General features: G+C 52.2%; 17 protein-coding genes and 1 pseudogene. 9 read left to right on the top strand and 9 right to left on the bottom strand.

Annotated features, from left to right (window positions below; translation table 11 throughout):
* Positions 1-69: 69 nt before the first annotated feature.
* The 5 genes and pseudogenes from rluB to ACJJIP_RS05325 all read right to left on the bottom strand — a co-directional run bounded on the left by rluB (position 70) and on the right by ACJJIP_RS05325 (position 5,073).
* Positions 70-930: a 23S rRNA pseudouridine(2605) synthase RluB gene (gene rluB, locus ACJJIP_RS05345; protein ID WP_444946365.1), complete on the bottom strand. Its 861-nt coding sequence runs from the start codon at positions 928-930 to the stop codon at positions 70-72.
* Positions 927-2,123 (bottom strand): SMC-Scp complex subunit ScpB, encoded by a 1,197-nt coding sequence (gene scpB, locus ACJJIP_RS05340; RefSeq protein WP_020413546.1) that lies wholly within the window; start codon positions 2,121-2,123, stop codon positions 927-929. The genes rluB and scpB overlap by 4 nt, the downstream gene beginning before the upstream one ends.
* A gap of 271 nt (positions 2,124-2,394) precedes the next feature.
* Positions 2,395-3,159: pseudogene (locus tag ACJJIP_RS05335) on the bottom strand (segregation and condensation protein A); the annotation flags it as partial.
* Between the two features lie 183 nt (positions 3,160-3,342).
* Entirely contained in the window at positions 3,343-3,966 is a 624-nt protein-coding gene (locus ACJJIP_RS05330) for an L-threonylcarbamoyladenylate synthase (RefSeq protein WP_020413548.1), read from the bottom strand.
* A 111-nt stretch (positions 3,967-4,077) separates the two neighbouring features.
* A complete protein-coding gene (locus tag ACJJIP_RS05325; protein WP_353376518.1) occupies positions 4,078-5,073 on the bottom strand; it encodes a PHP domain-containing protein in 996 nt (331 codons plus the stop codon).
* Between the two features lie 171 nt (positions 5,074-5,244).
* Between ACJJIP_RS05325 and ACJJIP_RS05320 the strand changes: the two genes are divergently transcribed.
* The 7 genes from ACJJIP_RS05320 to ACJJIP_RS05290 all read left to right on the top strand — a co-directional run bounded on the left by ACJJIP_RS05320 (position 5,245) and on the right by ACJJIP_RS05290 (position 10,150).
* On the top strand, positions 5,245-5,964 hold the full coding sequence (locus ACJJIP_RS05320) for a VC0807 family protein (RefSeq protein ID WP_020413550.1): 720 nt from the start codon (positions 5,245-5,247) through the stop codon (positions 5,962-5,964).
* Between the two features lie 33 nt (positions 5,965-5,997).
* Complete coding sequence (locus tag ACJJIP_RS05315; RefSeq protein WP_020413551.1) at positions 5,998-6,297, top strand: YciI family protein; 300 nt, start codon at positions 5,998-6,000, stop codon at positions 6,295-6,297.
* A gap of 24 nt (positions 6,298-6,321) precedes the next feature.
* Positions 6,322-7,008: a TIGR04211 family SH3 domain-containing protein gene (locus tag ACJJIP_RS05310; protein ID WP_444946364.1), complete on the top strand. Its 687-nt coding sequence runs from the start codon at positions 6,322-6,324 to the stop codon at positions 7,006-7,008.
* A gap of 141 nt (positions 7,009-7,149) precedes the next feature.
* Positions 7,150-7,740 (top strand): peptidylprolyl isomerase, encoded by a 591-nt coding sequence (locus tag ACJJIP_RS05305; protein WP_157533499.1) that lies wholly within the window; start codon positions 7,150-7,152, stop codon positions 7,738-7,740.
* 3 nt (positions 7,741-7,743) lie between these two features.
* Positions 7,744-8,502: a pyridoxine 5'-phosphate synthase gene (locus tag ACJJIP_RS05300; protein WP_353376515.1), complete on the top strand. Its 759-nt coding sequence runs from the start codon at positions 7,744-7,746 to the stop codon at positions 8,500-8,502.
* Positions 8,502-9,371 carry a Rossmann-like and DUF2520 domain-containing protein gene (locus ACJJIP_RS05295; RefSeq protein WP_444946363.1) on the top strand — a complete coding sequence of 290 codons (870 nt, stop codon included), beginning with the start codon at positions 8,502-8,504 and terminating at the stop codon, positions 9,369-9,371. The genes ACJJIP_RS05300 and ACJJIP_RS05295 overlap by 1 nt, the downstream gene beginning before the upstream one ends.
* Positions 9,368-10,150 (top strand): TrmH family RNA methyltransferase, encoded by a 783-nt coding sequence (locus tag ACJJIP_RS05290; RefSeq protein WP_444946362.1) that lies wholly within the window; start codon positions 9,368-9,370, stop codon positions 10,148-10,150. Before ACJJIP_RS05295 ends, ACJJIP_RS05290 begins: the two co-directional genes overlap by 4 nt.
* Before the next feature lie 396 nt (positions 10,151-10,546).
* On the opposite strand, the gene guaA is transcribed toward ACJJIP_RS05290, so the two are convergent.
* Together guaA and guaB are read right to left on the bottom strand one after the other, a co-directional pair.
* Positions 10,547-12,124 (bottom strand): glutamine-hydrolyzing GMP synthase, encoded by a 1,578-nt coding sequence (gene guaA, locus ACJJIP_RS05285; protein ID WP_020413557.1) that lies wholly within the window; start codon positions 12,122-12,124, stop codon positions 10,547-10,549.
* A gap of 87 nt (positions 12,125-12,211) precedes the next feature.
* Positions 12,212-13,699 (bottom strand): IMP dehydrogenase, encoded by a 1,488-nt coding sequence (gene guaB, locus ACJJIP_RS05280; RefSeq protein ID WP_020413558.1) that lies wholly within the window; start codon positions 13,697-13,699, stop codon positions 12,212-12,214.
* Positions 13,700-13,871: 172 nt separating this feature from the next.
* Between guaB and xseA the strand changes: the two genes are divergently transcribed.
* Positions 13,872-15,218 carry an exodeoxyribonuclease VII large subunit gene (xseA, locus tag ACJJIP_RS05275; RefSeq protein ID WP_444946361.1) on the top strand — a complete coding sequence of 449 codons (1,347 nt, stop codon included), beginning with the start codon at positions 13,872-13,874 and terminating at the stop codon, positions 15,216-15,218.
* A 69-nt stretch (positions 15,219-15,287) separates the two neighbouring features.
* Entirely contained in the window at positions 15,288-17,579 is a 2,292-nt protein-coding gene (locus ACJJIP_RS05270) for a transporter substrate-binding domain-containing protein (protein WP_444946360.1), read from the top strand.
* A gap of 28 nt (positions 17,580-17,607) precedes the next feature.
* Here ACJJIP_RS05270 and ACJJIP_RS05265 read toward each other — a convergent pair whose 3' ends face one another.
* On the bottom strand, positions 17,608-18,585 hold the full coding sequence (locus ACJJIP_RS05265) for an NAD(P)H-quinone oxidoreductase (protein ID WP_444946359.1): 978 nt from the start codon (positions 18,583-18,585) through the stop codon (positions 17,608-17,610).
* Between the two features lie 275 nt (positions 18,586-18,860).
* On the bottom strand, positions 18,861-21,149 hold the full coding sequence (locus ACJJIP_RS05260; RefSeq protein WP_444901177.1) for a TonB-dependent receptor: 2,289 nt from the start codon (positions 21,147-21,149) through the stop codon (positions 18,861-18,863).
* Positions 21,150-21,455 lie beyond the last annotated feature (306 nt).

Here is a 21,455-nt window from a genome sequence, read left to right as displayed (position 1 = left end):
ACCGCGCTACCAGCCTCATTACTATTTTCAATAAAAAAGCCCGCTAATGGCGGGCTTTTTTATTGGGGCTTACCTGGACTTGTTGCGGCGCTGCGCCGGCACCGGCGACTTGCGTAGCTTTCGGCGCTGGCGCTCAAGAGTCTGTTTTTCTCCCTGTGTGAGCGGTCTCTGACCAAGTTTTGGCAGACCCGCAGTAACACACAGATCATCAATTTCGCGGGGCTCCATCTCAATCCACTGGCCCACACGCACATGGGAGGGGATAAATACACTACCGTAGCGAACTCTCTTGAGGCGGCTCACTCGCACACCCTGAGATTCCCACAAACGCCGCACTTCACGGTTGCGCCCCTCCATTACCACGCAATAGAACCAGCGGTTCCTACCCTCACCGCCGCTCTCGACGATATCAGTAAAGCGCGCAGAGCCATCATCCAGCAATACCCCTTTGACCAAGCGCCTTTTCATCTCATCGTCCACTTCGCCCTGGATTCGTACCAGGTATTCGCGATCGATCACCGAGGAGGGATGCATCAATTTGTTGGCCAGCTCACCACTGTTGGTAAACAATAGGAGTCCACTGGTATTAAAATCCAGGCGCCCCACAGAAATCCAACGCCCCGTCTTCAACCTTGGTAATCGATCGTAAACTGTCGGGCGCCCTTCGGGATCGTGGCGTGAGCAAATCTCACCGACCGGCTTGTTGTACAGAATGACGCGGCAGCGATTCTCCTCGGTCGATGGCAGTCGCTGACCATCAAATTCAATGCGGTCCTGGCCGGTAACCCGCTCACCTAGCTCCGCCACTTTTCCATTGATTGTCACGCGGCCAGCATCGATCGCGCGCTCCATCTCTCGCCGTGAACCAAGGCCACTGCGTGCCAATACTTTCTGCAATTTTTCGCCTGCTGGCGAGGTGCCATCACTCATGGGGTGGTGTTTTCCACTTGCACTACATCCTGGGAATCATCATCGACATCAGCATTCCCTTCGGCCCTATCTTCCAGTCCGACTTCGCTCGCTGTGTCGTTATCACCAAACAGGCTACTAGGCGGCAGGGTCGCCGCTATCGGGGCTGTGCTATGCGCCTCCGCTACCAGTTCAGTCTCTCTATTATCGTCTTGGGGGGCGGCTTCAGTATCACCTGTGTCAACGGCACCCAAATTCTCTAATACCGTTTCTTCCTGCTCCCGCTCAATCTCCATCGCAACCAGCGATGCCGCAGCCTCAACCGCATCATCCCGATCGCCCTCATCTAATTTCTCATCAATTTTCTCTCGCTCCACTGGCGACACAGGCTCAACTTCTTCAGCAGGCTGGTCTTCTGACTGCGCTACAATTTCCTCTACCAGCACTTCAACCCGCACATCTCCATCAATATCATCAGGCTCTTTATCAATATCGCCCACTGACTCTTCAGCCGCAATATCAACAACTTCTTCTTCAGAACCCTCCTGGACCTCCGACTCTCCACTTTCTGCAGAAACCTCACCGCTGATTTGCGACACCTCAATATCTGCACTATCAGTCTCTGCCGCAGTAATCTCCTCTGGGGACAACCCCTCTGCTTCAAGGATCTTGTTGAGACTCTCTATATCGCGAATCTCAGCCAGGGTTGGCAAATTATCTAGGGAGCTTAGATTAAAGTAATCCAGAAATTCCCGCGTGGTCGCATACAGCGATGGTTTGCCAGGCACATCACGATGGCCAACTACTTTGACCCAACCGCGCTCAAGCAGGGTTTTAACAATCTGCGAACTCACCGCTACACCGCGAATCTCCTCGATATCTCCGCGGGTTACCGGCTGGCGATAGGCGATGATTGCCAGGGTTTCCAAAGTTGCGCGGGAATACCTCTGCGCTTTTTCCTCCCAAAGGCGGTTTACCCAGGGCGCCAAATCTTCAGGCACCTGGAAACGCCAGCCCGTGGCCACCTTCCTGAGTTCAAAGCCGCGCCCAATACAATCCTGCGCTATCTCCTCAAGGATATCTCTCAAGGTTGTATTGGAGGGCTGCTCCTCTTCTTCAAGCAGCGACAATAACTTTTCTTCACTCAGAGGCTGCCCTGCCGCAAGCAGGGCGCCCTCTACAATTCTGCGCAGTAATTCCGGAGCAATTGTCATCTTCTATTTTCTAACTCTGATGCTTTCTCGGCAATTCATCCGGCACGTCCCACTTTTACGCACCAGCTAACTCTTCGCTTGGCTGCCCATTCTGCTCTACTACCGACTGCTCATCCTCAGCAACCAGTGTGTCATTACCCTCCAGCTCACTCTCAATTGGCAGTAATTCACCACTTGGTGCTTCAGCTGGCTGAGCATCGTCGTCTCCTTCCAAGCTACTTTCAGGACCCGAGAGGTACTCGTCATGACTATCAACACTTCCGGAGCCACTCTGCCCGGCTGCCCGTACATGGATCGGGCCGAAGGCCTCGTTTTGTACCAGTTCCGCCAGGGACTCTTTCACCAACTCCATCACTGCAAGGAAAGTAACCACCACACCAAGGCGCCCCTCCTTCACGGTAAACAGGCTCACAAAAGGCACAAATTGGCCGTGGCGAATCTGATCCAGTACCTGGGTCATACGTTCACGGGTAGAGAGCTTCTCCCGTTCGACCTGGTGGCTCTCAAACATATCCGCACGACGCAATACATCTGCCAGAGCAACCAATACCTCTTTGAGATCCACATCCGGGTCGGGTCGGGTGATACTGCGATCGGGGCCTTCAGCGCTGGCTTGGTGAATATCTCGCCCCATACGTGGAATCTCGTCGAGATCCTCCGCCGCAGTCTTAAAACGCTCATATTCCTGCAAGCGGCGGATCAATGCGGCCCGAGGGTCTTCACCCTCCTCTTCCTCAGCTTCCGGCGGGCGCGGCAGTAACATTCTCGACTTGATCTCTGCGAGCATGGCTGCCATCACCAGGTACTCGGCTGCAAGCTCAAAACGTATCGACGTCATCATTTCCACGTAGGCCATATACTGGCGGGTGATGTCTGATACATTAATTTCAAGAATATCCAGGTTCTGGCGACGAATCAGGTATAGAAGCAGATCCAGGGGCCCCTCAAAGGCCTCCAAAATCACTTCCAAAGCATCTGGCGGAATAAACAGGTCTGGTGGCAGGTCAGTAAAAGCCTCGCCTAATACCAGTGCCACAGGCGCATCTTCCGAATGACCTGGCGTATCTACACTCTCAGGGGGAGCTTCGGTAGAGTCGCCTTCACTCGCCGCGACCTCGGCAAGCACCTGCTCCTCCACCTCGGCTAGTAATTCTTCACTGGACACCCTGCCCCACCCTCGAAAGCGCAAACGCGCGATTATACACTAGCGTGACACTATTCAGCCCAGAATTTCATCAGCCGTTCCGCAACCCTGGCGAATCAGCTCCGGCTCTTCGCCGGTAAGGTCTACAACAGTGGTTGGCTCCATACCACAGAACCCCCCATCAATCACCAGCTCGACCTGATGCTCAAGGGTATCGCGAATATCGTAGGGGTCGGTCAGGGGCTGCTCATCACCTGGCATGATCAGGCTGCAACTCATCAGGGGCTCACCCACTGTTTCAATCAGGGCGAGAGTTATTGCATTGTCGGGTACACGGATACCAATAGTCTTACGCTTCGGGTGAATAAGACGACGTGGCACTTCTGCGGTAGCCGGCATAATAAATGTATAGGGGCCAGGTGTATGATTCTTGAGTAGGCGGAACATCTGATTATCTACCTTGGCATAGGTAGCCAGCTCCGATAGATCCCGACACATTAGAGTGAAATTATGCTGTTTATCCAGCTGTCTCAATGCGCGAATGCGCTCAACGGCCAACTTTTCTCCAAGGCGGCAGCCAATGGCATAGGCAGAATCTGTGGGGTAGACGATAACCCCTCCTGCATTCACGATATCAGCAGCCTGAGAAATCAGGCGCCCTTGAGGATTATCCGGATGAATCTGAAAAAACTGCGCCACAAAAGCCCCCCAAGCCTTTAATGAATTGAAACCTCTTTGCAGACCTTGACTGACCCGCAAGGGATCTCGGTTCGACAGCATCTACAAAACATACGTAAAAAGTACGCTTGGCTAGGCTGTCATGGCATGACCGGGTCGATCCCGGTGCAGAGTGTGCCACAGATTCCATACCGGCTCGACGTCTTCTGGTAGACGCACGCAACCCAATTCCCGCCAGGGCTGGTCTGGCTGGTGAAAATCACTTCCCAGGGAACAGCGCAATTGCGGACCGTTAAGTTCAGTTGTGACCGAAGACATAAGACTCCGCAATTCCTTAGTCTGGGTAGGATTTTGGCGGCCGCACAGCAACTCTATCGCATCGCCCCCGCAGCGCGAAAACTCGCCAAGTAACCGGACCAACTGGGTGCGGGTAAACCCATACTTAAGTGGGTGTGCCAATACAGCACTGCCACCAGCCGCATGAATTGTCTCTATGGTCTCCACCATTTGGGGCCACTCGACCTTCACATCACCTACCTTACCTGCGCCTAAATAACGCTTAAAAGCCCGCGCTGTATCCTCTACATGACCCGCTTCTACTAACCATCGGGCAAAATGCGGCCTGCCCAATACAGATTCCCCAGCAACAGCACGCCCACCCTCTAGAGCACCGATGAAGCCGCGCTTGTGCAGTCGCTCAGCAATACGCTCGGCACGCTCCAGGCGAAGCCCTTCGCGCAAGCTTATGGCATTACGCAGCTCCTGCGACGTCAGATCAACATTGAGACCAACAATGTGAATCGAGCGACGCCCCCAAAGGCTGGAGAATTCAATCCCTGCCAGCACAGTGATGCCCAATTGGTCACCAGCTTCCTGTGCCTGTGCTACTCCATCCACCGTATCGTGGTCCGTGAGTGCCATCAGTGTCACACCTTGGCATTTCGCCCTCGACACCAGCTGTGCAGGACTTAAAATACCGTCAGAAGCGGTACTGTGACAGTGCAGATCGACAAGATCGGTATTCAGATCAGCAGACAGGGCTCTCAATAGTGGGCTCTCACTCAGTTTGGCGACAGTGATCGTCGCAGTATCCATTATTTTGGAACAATTACCCGGCAATGCTGTCACAGCGGCACCCGGCGTTTTCAGGGATAAGGCCCGGACCAATGGTCAGCCTATGTGACCTCGGGGCCGGAGTCTGACAGCAGTATTGTCAGTGGGGAAGAAATTGTTTTGGAGGGACTATAGAGATATCGCCTCCAGACTGATTTCCTGCGGGCATTATCACCGGAATAGAGTATGACCGAAACGAATTCGACCACAACATCTCCCGAGAAACCTAAAAAGGAAGGGTTTCTCAGCAATATCACCTTCAATGTCATCATTCCGACATTGATACTGACCAAACTTTCCGGGGATGACTGGTTGGGCCCAACTTGGGCGTTAATCGTGGCCCTGGCCTTCCCGCTGGGATACGGTCTTCGCGACCTGCTGCGCCTGGGCAAGGTCAACTTCTTCTCGGCCCTCGGGTTTATAGGCATCCTTCTCACCGGCGGTATCAGCTTGCTAAAGCTGGACCCGCAATACATCGCGATCAAGGAAGCCGCGATCCCCGGCCTGCTGGGTGTTGCAACGGCTCTATCCGTTTATACCCGCTGGCCCCTGGTCAAAACCCTCCTCTACAACGATCAAATTCTGAATACGGCAAAAATTGCCCAGTCATTACAGGCAAATGGCAACCAGCCGGCCTTTGAGCGCACTTTGCGCCAGACCTCATGGATTGTTGCCGGGTCATTCTTTTTCTCCTCGGCGCTGAACTACATTCTCGCCAAAATGATCGTCACCAGCCCACCCGGCACCGAAGCCTACAACACCGAGCTGGGTGAAATGACGGCATATGGATATCTGGTTATTGCAATCCCATCAACCCTGATCTTAATGGGTGCCCTCTTTTTCCTTTTCTCCCGCATCGGCAAGCTGACCGGGTTGAAACTGGAAGAAGTGATGGTCGCGCAATAGCACTTTAAAGAACTAACAAGAGCATTAAATACAATGTGGTACGCAATCATCAGTGAAGATGTTAGCGATAGTCTCCCTTTGCGCAAAAAAGCGCGCGCTGATCACCTGGCTAGACTCGGCCGCCTGAAAGATGAAGGCCGCCTGCTCGCCGCCGGCCCCCATCCATCCATAGACAGTGAAGAGCCAGGTGAATCAGGCTTCAGTGGCAGCCTCGTTATTGCAGAGTTTCCCTCGCTGGAGGATGCAAAAGCCTGGGCTGACAGAGACCCCTATATCGAAGCAGGGGTCTACGCATCAATAACCGTCAAACCCTTCAAGTTAGTGCTGCCCTGATAACAACATAAAAATAGAAGCTGTATGACCATGAAAAAACTAATGTCGGGCCTGCTTGCTGCGGCACTATTAAATGTGGTTCCAGCCTTAGTAAGCGCTGAAACCCGCTATATCACCGACCAACTTCACGTACCCATGCGTTCCGGCAAGGGTAACGGGTTTCGCATTCTCCACCGGGGGCTGCCAAGTGGCACCGAGCTTACGGTCCTGGAGGACGCTGCATCTGAAGGCTGGACACGAGTGCGGACACCGGGCGGCACTGAAGGCTGGGTCAGGCGCCAATACCTGGTATCCGAACCGGTAGCAAAGCTCAAACTGGCCAGTGCCGAAGCCAACCTGGCCCGCTTTGAAAAGATGGAGGGAAATCTCGGTGGCGAGGTCCGCCGCCTGGAAGAGGAGAACAGCCAGTTGAATAGTTCCCTGAGCGCGGCCCAGCAACAGACACAAGACCTTACTACTGAACTCAAAGCACTCAAGACCCTGTCCTCGGACGCTATATCCCTCAATGAGCGTCACCAGAAACTTCTGCACCAGCACGAGCTACTCAAGCAGGAAAAAATTATGGCAGAGGCCGAGATCCAACGTCTTTCCGGCAGTGAATCCCAGAGATGGTATTTGTTTGGTGCCTTATCTGTGGCAGTCGGTGCCATACTCGCAATGATTGCCCCCCGCGTTCGCCCCCGCAAACGCCACTCCGAGTGGGCCAACTGATCTCACTTCCGGGCAAAGAAATCGCATACTATTAAGAGCTGGGGTTGCGGCATTTGCCGCCCCCCGCAGCCCTTCATCCAGCATTGGACCGGGCGCGCTGTTAAATCAGATCCCTAAAACAACCCCAAAAGGACAAGGATGATGCGTAAACTTTTTGTGTGTTTTCTCTGTGCTCTCTTTGCGCTTCCCGCACTGGCCAAAAATCCCCAGGTTGAACTGAAAACTGACCTGGGCGTAATCCGGGTTGAGCTGTTCGCTAAAGAGGCTCCGGCCACAGTGGAGAATTTTCTCGCCTATACCGATAGCGGGTTTTATAACGGGATTATCTTTCACCGGGTCGTGCCCGGTTTTGTAGTACAGGCTGGCGGCTTCACTTTTGATTTCCAAAGGAAAGAAACCCGCGACGCAATTGTCAACGAATCCACCAATGGCTTACAGAATCTGCGTGGCACCCTGTCGATGGCGAGGACTAACGATCCAGATAGTGCAACCTCACAATTTTTTATCAACCTAGTGGACAACACCAGGCTCGATGCAAAAGAAGACCAGGCGGGCTATGCCGTATTTGGCAAGGTGATCGAAGGCATGGATGTAGTAGAAAAAATTGTGCGGGAGCCTCGTGGCCTATATCGAAAGCACCCGAGTGCACCCAACGTGCCTATCCGTATCCTCGACGCAAAAAGAATCGATGTCGGCGATAAAACTATCGCCAACAACACTAAGGGAGAATAAGCAGTGATAGCTCTCAGCGTAAATCTCAACAAAATTGCCCTCATTCGCAATTCCCGCGAGGGCAACTTTCCCGACGTTGTCGCCCACGGCAGGATCTGCCTAGATGCTGGCGCACAGGGAATTACTGTGCATCCGCGTCCGGATCAGCGCCATATCCGCCCTGGCGATGTACGCGAACTTGCAACTCTGTGCAGGGAACGACAGGGCATAGAGTTCAATGTTGAGGGCAACCCCTTCGCTACACATTTAGCGGACTATCCAGGCCTGGTGGAATTGGCACTGGAAACCAAGCCCGATCAGTGCACCCTGGTACCAGACAGCAATGACCAACTGACTTCAGACCACGGTTTCAATCTCAAGCTCGACGGCCCGCGCCTAGTGCCACAGATTGCGAAATTGAAGGGGGCAGGAATCCGCGTCAGTTTGTTTATGGACCCTGACCTGGAACAGATCAGCCTGGCCAGAGATATTGGCGCTGATCGTATTGAGCTTTATACCGGTCCTTACGCGGAAGCTGTTGCCAAACAGAGCCCGGATTTGGATAGCATTTTTGCCACCCACTGCGCCGCTGCCGAACACGCACGTCAGCTGGGCCTCGGTATTAATGCAGGCCACGACCTCAATCTCGTTAACTTGCATCGCTATCGTACCCTGCCGGGGCTACAGGAAGTCTCCATCGGCCACGCTCTCACGGTGGATGCCATAAGTATGGGGCTTGAGAATGCCGTAAAAGCCTACCTCGATTGCCTCGCCGGAAACTGATGCAGACACTTAACATTATTGGTGCTGGCCGCCTGGGGAAAACCCTCGGGCGCCTGTGGCAGCAAAAAGGACTGTTCCAACTTAAGTCCATCTTCAATCGCAGCTACGACAGTGCACTGGCAGCGGTTGAATTTATCGGTGCAGGCCAGGCTGCCGAGTCTATAGAATCCATGGCCGAAGCCGACTGCTGGCTGATTTCCTGCTCTGACGGTGAGATTGCTGTGTTTGCCCAGCGCCTCTCCGATAGACTTGCAGAGCGCAACGACATTATCGCATTTCATTGCAGCGGAGCTCTCAGCTCGCAGGTTCTCGAAGTTCTGCGCCCCGCCTCTATCGCCAGTGCCCATCCGGTTCACAGTTTTGCCGAGCCCCTGCATTCCCTGGATACCCTCCCCGGCAGCAGTGTCGCACTGGAGGGAGACAGTCTTGCTGTCAGTGCTCTGGAAAATGCTTTCACCGCCCTCGGTTGCGAAATCCTTACCATTGAGGCTCAACACAAGTCCCTGTATCACGCTGGTTCAGTAATTGCCTGCAACTATCTCACCGCTCTGATTGACCTGAGTCTACGCAGCTTTGCCGCGGCGGGTATCGAGCGCAACAGCGCCCTCAAACTGCTTGAACCTATTGTCCTGCAGACCGCACAGAACAATATGTCCCTAGGCCCCGAAAAGTCCCTCACAGGTCCTATTGCCCGAGGTGACCTGGAGACAGTTGCCACTCAAGTGGAGAATCTTGCCTCTGTGGACCCACAATTGGCACTTCACTATCGCCAACTGGGACTCGCCTGTGTAGAGTTGGCGCGGCGCGGCCAGCTATCGGATGAGAGCGCGGCCAGTTTGATCGAATTATTGAGTGAGCCAATGCGGTGAAAGACTCCTCTGAGTACCTGAAAAAAAGAGCCTTCTACGACAGTCTTCTAACCATTTATGGGCGCAAGCCGGTTCTCGAAGCCCTGGAAGATCCCAGCCTACCGGTGCATAAACTACACCTGGCAAGCAGCAACCGGCGCGATCAACTAATCAGTCGTATGGAGGCGCTGGCCGAGGAGCGCCAGGTGGAAATTGTCCATTGGGACCGCAAGGGACTCTCACGAATCTCGAAGAATTCCCGCCAGGACCAGGGAGTGGCACTTGACCTGGCCCTCCCCCACTACAGCACCTGCGAAGGATTTCTTCAGCAGCGTCAAGGCGACAACAATAAAAAGCCCTACGAGCTGTTGGCACTCGATGGTATTACCAATCCACAGAACCTGGGCATGATTATTCGTTCCGCCTGTGCAGGCGGCATAGATGGCATAATCCTACCGCGCAAAGGCTGCGCACAGATTGACCCACTGGTGATCAAGGCCAGTACTGGCACCCTGTTTAAAACTCGCATTTTGCGCTGTGAAACACTGGCGAACACACTGGGAGAATTCCGCAAGGCGGGAGCCCGTGTCTGCGGCCTCTCCTCTCACGCGCAATTGACCCTGGCAGAGGTTACAGGTGAAGTCCCCACCATTTTTGTTCTCGGCAATGAAACACGCGGTGTCAGCGAGGCCGTATCGAATCAGTGTAATGAATTACTCCGCATCCCCATGCACAATGATGTCGAAAGCCTGAATGTAGCGGTTACCGCCGCCCTAATTAGCTTCCGCCACCAACTCTGAAGCTTCCCCGGGGGTTAAACAACTCCCGCTAAACTCTTTAACCCCCAATAAGCTCCCGCATTTGGGCACCTCTCCACGACAGCAGCTGCACTTTATCCACTAGCTACCTCTACTCACAGATTCTGTGGATATCTCTGTGATTAACTCTCAAGCGATCGGCGCAAAGGCCCATGGTTACGTCATTGTGACAATCTGAAGAAAAAATAACCAAAGCTGGAAATGTTCAAAAAATCAACGAGTTACGAATGAAAGTAAATCCTGCTTAAAAGATCCCCTAAGTAAATGACCGAAATAACAGGAAGAGACACGGCTGTGGAAAGTGGCACGCTTGGCGGGAAAAAAGTGGTGCAGGGGTGCCAAACACCCCTACAAGCGGCGGGGAAGTAATTACTTATTTTATTCCCATTCAATAGTCGCTGGCGGCTTACTGGACACGTCGTAGGCTACGCGCGAGATATGCTCTATCTCATTGATAATGCGATTGGAAACCTTCTCAATCAGTTCGTAGGGCAAATGCGCCCAGCGCGCGGTCATAAAGTCCACGGTTTCCACTGCGCGAAGTGCCACCACATATTCGTAGCGACGACCATCCCCCACGACACCGACAGACTTCACCGGCAGGAATACTACAAACGCCTGGCTGGTTTTATGGTACCAATCGGCCTTGTGTAGCTCCTCGATAAAGATCGCATCTGCTTCGCGCAGGATATCAGCGTACTCCCTTTTTACTTCGCCAAGAATACGTACTCCCAAACCCGGTCCCGGGAAGGGATGGCGGTAGACCATATCGTAGGGCAGACCCAGCTCCAGGCCGATTTTGCGCACCTCATCCTTAAACAATTCGCGCAGAGGTTCTACCAGATCAAACTGCATATCTTCCGGCAGGCCACCCACATTGTGATGAGACTTAATCACATGGGCTTTGCCCGTTTTGGCCGCGGCGGATTCAATCACATCCGGATAAATAGTACCCTGCGCCAGGAACTTCACATCCTGCAATTTGGAAGCTTCTCGATCGAAAATCTCGATAAAGGTATTACCGATAATTTTGCGCTTGGCTTCAGGCTCATCCACACCTGCCAGACGTGAGAGGAAATCCTCTTCCGCATCGGCGCGAACAACCCGTACGCCCATATTGTCGGCGAACATTTGCATCACCTGATCGCCCTCATTTTTGCGCAACAGGCCGTTGTCCACAAAAACACAGGTCAGCTGATCACCAATCGCCTTGTGCAGCAGTGCCGCCACAACAGAACTGTCGACACCCCCTGAAAGACCCAGCAATACCTTGCCATCGCCCACTTGTTCTCGCACTTTGGCGATGGAGTCCTCGATAATATTGGCCGGGGTCCAGAGCTTTTCACAACCGCAGATGTCGATAACAAAGTGTTCATAGATACGCATTCCCTGAAGGGTATGGGTCACTTCCGGGTGGAACTGCACACCAAAGAAGTTCTTTTCGGCGGAGTACATGCCGGCGATGGGGCAGGAATCGGTGGAAGCCAGAAGTTCAAAGCCTTCTGGCATCTGCACAACTTTATCGCCGTGGCTCATCCATACATCCAGCAGTGCCTCACCTTCATCGTTGAGATGATCTCTGATATCGCGCAGCAGATTCGAAGTGCCCTCTACTTTTACCTGGGCATAGCCAAACTCACGGACATCACTGCCCTGCACTGCGCCGCCCAGCTGGTGTGCCATGGTCTGCATGCCATAGCAAATCCCCAGTACCGGCACTCCCAAGCTGTAAACCACTTCTGGCGCGCGGGGAGAGCCCTCTTCCGGTACAGACTCGGGCCCACCGGCCAGGATAATACCTTTCGGGTTATATTCGCGGATCTCTTCTTCGCTCATGTCGAAGGCGCGAATTTCGGAAAAAACACCCAGCTCGCGCACACGGCGGGCGATCAACTGGGTGTACTGGGACCCAAAGTCGAGGATCAGAATTCGGCTGGAGTGGATATCTTGGCTCATGATTGACTCATTAACAGAATAAATAACGGCAAACGGACCTGAAAGGTCCGTTTGCGGCTTGGTACTGAAACTTGTTCACCGGGAGGCTTAGCGTCCACCCACCGGGTAGTTGGGCGCTTCTTTGGTAATCTGTACATCATGCACATGGGACTCACCCATGCCGGCGGCAGTTACTCGCACAAACTCCGGACGGGTGCGCATGGTTTCAATATCCACACTACCGGTATAACCCATAGCTGAGCGCAGGCCGCCCAGCATCTGGTGCACTATGGCAGACAGAGGACCTTTGTAGGGGACGCGCCCTTCGATACCTTCCGGAACCAGTTTCTCTGCGCCCTTGCTGGCATCTTGGAAATAGCGATCAGAAGATCCCTGGGTGCGCGCCATAGCGCCGAGAGAGCCCATGCCCCGATAGGATTTATAAGTACGTCCTTGATACAGCTCCACTTCACCCGGCGCCTCTTCGGTACCGGCAAACATGGAGCCCATCATTACAGAGGAAGCACCAGCGACAATCGCTTTGGAAATATCACCGGAGTAGCGGATACCGCCATCGGCAATCATAGGCACGCCTGTCCCTTTAAGTGCAGTGGAAACCTCGGCAATTGCCGTTACCTGGGGCACACCGATACCAGTCACGATTCGAGTGGTGCAAATAGAACCGGGCCCAATACCTACCTTCACTGCGTCCGCACCAGCTTCAACCAATGCACGAGCGGCTTCCCCTGTCGCAATATTGCCGCCAATGACATCCACTTGGGGGTGCATTTCTTTGATACGGCGTACACGATCAATCACGTTGAGGGAGTGGCCGTGGGCAGTATCGACTACCAACACATCCACACCAGCCTCTACAAGAGCTGCCACACGGTCATCAGTATCAGGGCTTGTACCGACAGATGCGCCGACACGTAGGCGACCATCGGAGTCCTTGCAGGAATTCGGATACTGCTCGGCCTTATTAAAGTCTTTAACGGTAATCAGACCACGCAACTCAAAGTCATCGTTCACAACGAGTACTTTCTCGATGCGGTGCTTGTGCAGCAATTCGCGCACATGATCTGAAGAGGCATCTTCGTGAGCAGTTACCAGACGCTCTTTCGGAGTCATCACACTGGCGACGCTAACATCCAGATCGGTAAGAAAGCGTACATCGCGGCTGGTTACGATACCAACCAGATTGCCTTTATCCATTACCGGAACACCGGAAATATTATGGTGGCTTGTCAGTGCGATCAGCTCGCGTACAGTGGCATCAGACTCAATAGTAATAGGATCTTTTACCACACCAGCTTCGAATTTTTTTACGGCTCGAACCGCAAGAGCCTGCTCTTCAATAGACATGCTCTTGTGGATAATACCAATACCACCTTCCTGAGCCAGGGCAATAGCCAGGCGTGCTTCCGTCACCGTATCCATAGCGGCGGATACAATGGGAATATTCAGGGTGATATTGCGGGAAAGCTGGGTTTTCAGGCTGACATCCTTGGCGGTAACCTCGGAAAAACCGGGCACAAGTAGGACGTCGTCAAAAGTGAGGGCTTCGCGCGCGATGCGCAGATTGGATTCAGACATTGTTGACACTCAAACCTCGAATAGGCGGGATTGGGTATCGGCGCGATTATACCTCTCAGCGCCCAAAGCGCAAATGTCAATTTGCAGAAAAGTGGTTTTCTCGAGTAAAGCCCTTTACCTGTAGGGGGGATACTGCAATATTGCTCCGCCAGTTATTCCCAGTGAGACCCAGATGCAATCCAGCTCCCCCAACCAAAAGCGCAGCGTCCTGTCTGTAAGCGAACTAAATCGCGAGGTGAAACACCTGCTGGAGAGCAACGTACCCCTATTATGGATCAGCGGGGAGATATCCAATTTTACTGTGCCCAGCTCAGGCCATTGGTATTTCAGCCTTAAAGATGCACACGCACAGGTGCGTTGTGCCATGTTCCGCGGACGTAACCGCAATGTGGCCTTTCGCCCACAGAATGGTCGCGAAGTACTGATCCGCGCACGGGTAAGCCTCTATGAAGGACGCGGGGAATTCCAGCTCATTATCGAGCATATGGAAGAGGCCGGCTTCGGTGCACTGATGCGCCAGTTGGAGCAACTCAAAGCAAAGTTGCAGGCCGAGGGATTATTCGATCCATCACGTAAGCGCAACCTGCCCTACTTGCCCACCAATATTGGCATTATTACCTCACCAACCGGTGCCGCCGTTCGCGATATGATCCATGTATTAGGTCGCCGTTACCCAGCCGCGGAAATCGAGCTATGGCCGGTAGCTGTTCAGGGACAGGGGGCGGCACAACAAATTGCCGCGGCAATTGAAAAAGCCGGTAGCAGCGGCCGCCATGAGCTGCTGATTGTGGGACGTGGAGGCGGCTCACTGGAGGACCTGTGGCCTTTTAACGAAGAAGTCGTAGCCAGGGCACTGGCTGCCTGCCCCATCCCCACAATTTCCGCAGTAGGCCACGAAACCGATACCACAATTTCAGACTTGGCCGCCGACTTGCGCGCTCCCACCCCTTCAGCCGCAGCGGAGATCGCCAGCGCAAATGCAGCGGAGTTATTTCAACGGCTCGAAAATAGCAGAGTTCGGTTATATCGAGCAATACAACACCAGATGCGCCACTTACAGCAACTGGTCATGTTGAAGCGCAACCGCCTGCGCCACCCTCGCGAGCAGTTACAGAATCGTGCCCAGCACCTGGACCACATTGAAATGCGCCTGTTTGCCGCCGGACAGCTGCAAACCCAGCAGCGTCGAGCCCAACTGGCCTCGGCCCAACGGTCATTTGTCCATTACCAACCAAAGCGTCATATTCAGGAGAAACGTGAAAAGCTGCAACAAGCAGAATCGAACCTGCAACGCGTTACTGAATTTCGTTTGAAGCACAATAACGACAAACTCAACCTCCTGGCACAGTTACTTCACAATGTGAGTCCACTGGCGGTTCTACAACGGGGTTATGCTATCGCTATGGACACCAACGGCAGAGCCATTAAAGACGGCCGTACTCTGGAAGCAGACCAGGAGGTCAATATTAAACTGGCCCGCGGGAACTTTTCTGCAAGGGTGGAAAGTATTGGAGACTAAAGTCCAGAATAGAAAAGCGCCCTAGGCACGACACTATAATCGTCCTGTAGAGAGCTTATGGAGCGATCTATGGGATCTGCTAACAGTGCAGTCAGACCCACCTGTTGGGCTGTGATTTTCCTCTCAATACTTGTATTGGCCATTGCCGCATGTAGTAAAGAGGGAAAAGAAAGCGACCTTGCCAGCCCGGCAGGGGTTGCTACGAGCCAAGAAAACATACAGCCTGAAAACGTCACTCCCCCTGTTATCCCCGCCAAAGAGCAGCAGGTCAATTACATTGAAACCGGTGATCTGCGTGAAATAAAAAAACACGGCACTATCCGCTTTGTAAACCTGACCGGTGCATCTGAAAATATGCTGCCCCGGGATAGCGTGGTCAGCCTTCGCCACTTTGAATTGGCAAATAAACTGGCCGACAAGCTAAAACTGGAAGCCAAATGGATCAAGGCAGAAACCCCTGACGATGCCATTAAAATGCTCCTCGCCGGAGAGGCAGATATCATCGCCTATGATCTGACAGTCACCGATTCCCGTGAAGAGCAAATTGACTTTAGCGTACCTATTCGCCAGGCCCGGCGGCAACTGGTAACCGGCGCCTCAGGACCAGATATCACCGAACCGAGCAAATTAAATAATGTCGAGCTTATTGTCCCTAAAGGTTCCGCCAATGTAGAGACTGCTCAGCAGCTAATCGCGGAATTTCCGGATGCCAACCTGAGCATGCGGGAATATAAAATCCACGGTAACCGCGATGGTCTTGTAGATAAGATGAACGAGGAAAATAACTGGGTGGCAGTTCTCGAGGATTATTCAGCACAAGACCTGCGTAATTACCGCGACGACTTACGCCTTGGTGCTTATGTAAGCGAACCCCAGAACATTGCCTGGGGAATGCGTAAAACCTCCAAGCGCCTGCAGTCCACTGTAGATAATTTTCTCACCCGTAATTTGGTGAAAGCGCAAGAAGAGCGAATCACTGACTGGAAAGGTATTAAAAAATCAGGAGTAATCCGCCTGCTCACCTACAATGGCCCCACCACCTATTTCCTGTGGAAGGGGTTGTTGATGGGCTTTGACTACGATCTAGCTAAGGCTTTTGCAGACAAACACAAACTCCAATTGCAAGTTATCGTGGTGCCCTATGAGGAAAACCTGGCAGATTGGCTCAGAGCAGGTCGCGGTGATTTTGCCGGAGCGGAAATGAATATTACATCAGCGGTAGAAAAACAGGGAATGGTATTTACCAAACCTGTCGTTGAATCTACTGAGCAAGTAGTGAGTGGTAGGGGAACTCCGCCCATCAAACAAATTCAGGATTTAAACGGGCGCAAACTCACCTTACGTGCTTATTCTTCATTTATTGAAACAGCAAAAACACTACAAAATGCGGGCATCGACGTGGATATACGGGTGGCACCACCAGATATTTCCCAGTCTCAGATATTTTCGATGATTGCGGAGGGCTTGGTGGATGCCACTATCGCCCACTCCGGTCGCGCAAAAATTGAAGCATCAGTTCAACCGAACTTAGTGCTAGGCACAGTACTAGGCGATCCAACACCAGAGGGCTGGCTGGTTCTGCGTCAAAACTGGCACTTGCTGCAAAATCTTAATAAGTTCCTGACAAGTTACCGAAAAACCGATAAATACAAAAAGCAATACGCAGCATATTTCGAGCCAAATAAACGTTTTATGCAAAGAGTAAGCACCCGGGTTATCCCGGGGGAAAACTTATCTCCCTACGATGACTTGGTTAAAGAATCCGCCTTTAAATACGATTTTGACTGGCGCATGATCGTCGCCCAAATGTGGCAAGAAAGTAACTTTAATCCCAAAGCGGTATCCCCAGTTGGCGCACAGGGCCTGATGCAGGTGATGCCAGCAACCGCAGAAGAAATGGGATTCCCCCCACCACTGTTTGAGCCAGAGCGTGGTATCAAAGCGGGCGTAAAATATATGGACTGGGTAAGAGACAGATTTAATCCCGCCCTGCCCACGGTGAACAAACTGTGGTTCACCCTCGCTTCCTACAACGCAGGTTACGGGCATCTACTCGATGCGCAACGGCTTGCCGAACAGCTGGGGCTGGACCCAAATGTCTGGTTCGACAACGTCGAGGTGGCCATGCTGAAACTGGCCCAACCCCAGTACTTTAAACGGGCGCGTTACGGTTATGTGCGAGGCTCCGAACCGGTACAGTATGTGCGCAATATCAGCAACCTCTACAAGGCTTATGTAGAGATGATGAGTGATGATGTATCCATGCGGCCATCAACACAGCAAACACCCGACAGGTTTTGCTCTCCAAGCAACACACCCGAAGGGATGATTGTTCAGGTCTCCCCTCCCCCATCACAATGAGTAAAAGGAAACCGTATAAAAAAGCGCGTTAAAGCGTTAATACAATTTTTCCAATAACTTTACCGGACTCCAATAAACGATGCGCTTCAGCTACCTGCTCGAGAGGGAATTGAGCTGCAATTTGCGGGCGAATTTTTTCTGCCTCAATTAACGGCCAAACTTTGGTTTCGAGCGAATAGGCAATATCCGCTTTCACCTCAGCGGTGCGGGCTCTCAGTGTAGAACCTGTCAGTGTGAGGCGCTTAAGCATCACCGGCAGCATATTGACCTCAACTTTAGAACCTTTGAGGAAGGCAATATTTACAATCCGGCCGTCATAGGCTGCCATACGAATATTACGCTCTATATATTCCCCTCCGACCATATCCAGGATGACATCGGCACCATGGCCTGCCGTAGCTTCGCGCACTACCGCCACGAAGTCTTCTTCGTGATAATTAATTGCCCTCTCGGCACCGAGCCTCTCACAAGCCTCACATTTTTCGGAAGAGCCGGCAGTAGCAAAAACCCTGGAACCCAAGTGATGTGCCAGCTGAATAGCGGTGGTACCAATCCCCGAAGAGCCGCCATGCACCAACAAAATTTCACCGCTCTGTAACTTTGCCCTGTCGAATACATTGCTCCATACAGTAAAGAAAGTCTCAGGCAGGGCCGCCGCTTCAACCTCGGTCAAACCGACAGGAATGGATAAACATTGCCCCTCCGGAACTGCTACGAACTCCGCATAACCACCGCCATTAGTCAGAGCACAAACTTTATCGCCCAATTTCCAGCGCTTGACTTCATCCCCCACGGCAACCACTTCTCCAGCCACTTCCAGGCCAAGGATTGAAGAAGCTCCCGGTGGAGCCGGGTAAAGACCATTGCGCTGAACAATATCAGGCCGGTTCACCCCCGCGGCAGAAATCTTCACCAACACTTCATCTGCGGCCGGAATTGGCGTAGGCAGGTCTGCGACCTGCATTTTCTCTGGGCCACCATACTCCGGCAGATCAATTGCGCGCATGTTCACTCCTTCAACAGGGGTTATTCTTAAAATTGCCCTAGGGCTGTCTCAACTTTTTTAAAATGGGGCAGTATGAGAATCTATCAAGGCACCAGCCCAAAAGTCCTGCTTCTTTAATCAGGGAGTAAAACAGTCTATAAGCTGCAAACCAGAAGCGGCCAGGAAATCTCCCAAGAAGTTTCTAGAACTCCCCAAAAGACTGCCTGGCCGCTATTCACCATTTCGGCGAAAACGATTTACCTAACTGAGAGTAAGGGTCAATAAACTATGGCAACTTAGAACTCGTAGAGAAGCTCCAGCCCCATAACACGCCCTTTATTGAGCGGAGTAAAGCTCGCACCAACCCCTCCCATAATAGGCGGCAGCTGAGTATTGTTACCCTCTGTCACTTCATCCAGCATATTCTTACCAAACATGGAGACAGTGAAACTGCCACTATCCGGTGTATAGCCAATACTGAAGTCCAGCATATCGACTTCGGACAACATTCCGCGATTATCATCGGTATAAGGCGCCGCATCCCGATGATTAAAATTAATGCGGGAGGTCAAACTACCATAGGCGCCTAACTGCAGATCATGGACAAATCCGACACCATATGTCCATGGAGCTAGGCGAGGAATCTCAAGACCAAGGTCAGTGCCATCTACAACACCATCCCCATTGAGATCTCCCAGTACTTTGTCGTAGTCACCATCCACGTAGCCGACATTAAAAGTAAACAGCAGGTTCTCAGTTAGAACCGCCATGGCCTCCAACTCAGCTCCCCGAATAGTGGCATCGGCGGTGTTACGGATTATCTGTGCAACACCAGTGAATGGATCAGGCAGGTTTTCCTCCCTCTGCATATCATCAATGGTGTTATGGAAAACCGCCATATTGGTCCGCAAACGTCCATCCAGCCAATCTACCTTGGCACCAATCTCAAAGCTACTTTGCTCTTCCTGATCAGTTACCTGAGGGGTATAGGGCCTGCCGGTACTCGGATTAATACCTGCGTTGCGGAAGTTGTAACCACCACTGCGGAAGCCCTTGGTCCAGAACGTATACAGCTGGGTATCTTCAGATACAGTCCACTGCAGTCCAACCTTTGGCGTAAAGGCATTCCAGCTCTGGCTGTCCTCAAAGTCATAGGCCGCACAACCATCCAGAGTGCAGAAATTCAATGGAATTGAGGCAATTTTTGCATCTTTTTCTTCGCTCGAATAGCGTCCGCCCAAGGTCAGTACCCAGGCTTCATTCAGATCAATATCTGCCTGTGCAAAGATGCCATAGGTACTGTGATCCTGCTCTCCTCCCCCCGTTATACTAGTTTGCCCAAACTCTAACAGTCTGTTTTCAAGATAAGTTATATCCTGACTGAACCAGTACACTCCGGTGGTCAGGGCCGTGCGACCAAAACGCCCAGCATAGCGAAGCTCATTACTAAGCTGGCTCTGGTCCACACTGGAATCTGCATGGAAAAGAGTAACCGGTAGTGAATCAATATCGCCAATACCACGGGCCTCGTACTCACGCCAGGCGAGTATATTGGTGATGGTGCCATCGCCAAAGGCCACATCTTTATTGAACTCGGTAATTATCTGGCTCCACTCATCTTTCTGGTAGCCCTCTTCATCCTGAGCCACTTCAAATGAATCTTTGCCGTTATCCCAATCATCCACGCCAAATGCTGCAGCAAATATGGGCGCACTTGGTGCGAACTGCAGCCCCTCTAAAGTCTGAACCATGGTCGATTCGTAGCCGCGGTTTTGCGCCACCACGCCATCAGAATCCATGCGGCCGTGCTCCATGCGCACCAGTAACTCCGCGGTCTCGTCCAACTGGATACTAAAGCTTGGACGAATAAACCAACTGTCGGAGGCTCCGGCATTATCATTGCCTGTTGCCACATTCTCGAACCAGCCCCGGTCATCATTGTAATAAACAGTCAGGCGACCATTGACCGAATCCGCGATAGCTCCATTGATGGAACCTGCAGTTACTGTATCCAGGTTATCTGTAACCGAGACCTTGACTCGGGAAGAAAATTCTTCTGTTGGGCGTGCGGTCTTTATTACCACAGCACCACCGGTGACATTACGACCAAATAACAACCCCTGCGGGCCTCGTAAAACCTCAATACCTTCCAGGTCAAACAGGTCAGTAACAACACCCGCATTAACCCCCAGGTACATTCCATCAACAAAAACCCCAACAGTGGGGTCAATAGATGGAATGGAGCTGTTAATTCCAAGCCCACGCACAGTAAAGTTCGCGGTATTTTTGACGGTGCCCACATCCTCCAGTTGAACATTGGGCATTTTGAATGAAAGGCTTTGCAGATCTTTAGTATGCAAGGCCTCCAGCTGATCGCCGGAGTAGGCAGTTGCCGCTACCGGAACCTCCTGCAATATCTCCGCATCGGCGCGTTTACGTGCGGTGACTTGCACCTCTTCCATAAGAGTACTAACCGAACCCTCAGCGGCAAAACTAGGGATTGCACCACTGGCTAACCAAAGAGTTGCTACTGAACAGGCGGAAAGCAGAGCAGTATGCTGCTTGAGTCTTGACGGACTTCCCATGTTTTCTCTCCATTGTTTTATTTTTTTTATCTACAACAACGGACTTATCGCAATCGGTACTACCTGGCCCCGCCGCTCTACTCTCTTATGAGATTCCGACTTTAACGGAGCTCCGATCTAAGACCGTGCTGATAAAGAGACACAGAATTTGCATGATTTCTGTGACGCAGACAGGTTACAGGCTCATACCCCTGGGTGGAAGTCTATTTATCGTGGATAACGATAAAAATAACTCAATAAGTCTGGAAAGTTCGCTTTCAACAGAAAAATAAAAAAGTAACGGATATAAAAATTGCAAAACGCACT

The sequence above is a fragment of the Microbulbifer variabilis genome (genome assembly GCF_052467165.1).
The sequence above is the reverse complement of the archived record's forward strand: the minus strand, read 5'-3'. Positions and strand labels throughout refer to the sequence as shown.

Coding starts and splice junctions, on each gene's coding strand:
- rluB (WP_444946365.1), bottom strand. CDS start 930: ATGAGTGATGGCACCTCGCCAGCAGGCGAAAAATTGCAGAAAGTATTG.
- scpB (WP_020413546.1), bottom strand. CDS start 2,123: ATGACAATTGCTCCGGAATTACTGCGCAGAATTGTAGAGGGCGCCCTG.
- ACJJIP_RS05320 (WP_020413550.1), top strand. CDS start 5,245: ATGACCGAAACGAATTCGACCACAACATCTCCCGAGAAACCTAAAAAG.
- ACJJIP_RS05315 (WP_020413551.1), top strand. CDS start 5,998: ATGTGGTACGCAATCATCAGTGAAGATGTTAGCGATAGTCTCCCTTTG.
- ACJJIP_RS05310 (WP_444946364.1), top strand. CDS start 6,322: ATGACCATGAAAAAACTAATGTCGGGCCTGCTTGCTGCGGCACTATTA.
- ACJJIP_RS05305 (WP_157533499.1), top strand. CDS start 7,150: ATGCGTAAACTTTTTGTGTGTTTTCTCTGTGCTCTCTTTGCGCTTCCC.
- ACJJIP_RS05295 (WP_444946363.1), top strand. CDS start 8,502: ATGCAGACACTTAACATTATTGGTGCTGGCCGCCTGGGGAAAACCCTC.
- guaA (WP_020413557.1), bottom strand. CDS start 12,124: ATGAGCCAAGATATCCACTCCAGCCGAATTCTGATCCTCGACTTTGGG.
- guaB (WP_020413558.1), bottom strand. CDS start 13,699: ATGTCTGAATCCAATCTGCGCATCGCGCGCGAAGCCCTCACTTTTGAC.
- xseA (WP_444946361.1), top strand. CDS start 13,872: ATGCAATCCAGCTCCCCCAACCAAAAGCGCAGCGTCCTGTCTGTAAGC.
- ACJJIP_RS05270 (WP_444946360.1), top strand. CDS start 15,288: ATGGGATCTGCTAACAGTGCAGTCAGACCCACCTGTTGGGCTGTGATT.
- ACJJIP_RS05265 (WP_444946359.1), bottom strand. CDS start 18,585: ATGCGCGCAATTGATCTGCCGGAGTATGGTGGCCCAGAGAAAATGCAG.
- ACJJIP_RS05260 (WP_444901177.1), bottom strand. CDS start 21,149: ATGGGAAGTCCGTCAAGACTCAAGCAGCATACTGCTCTGCTTTCCGCC.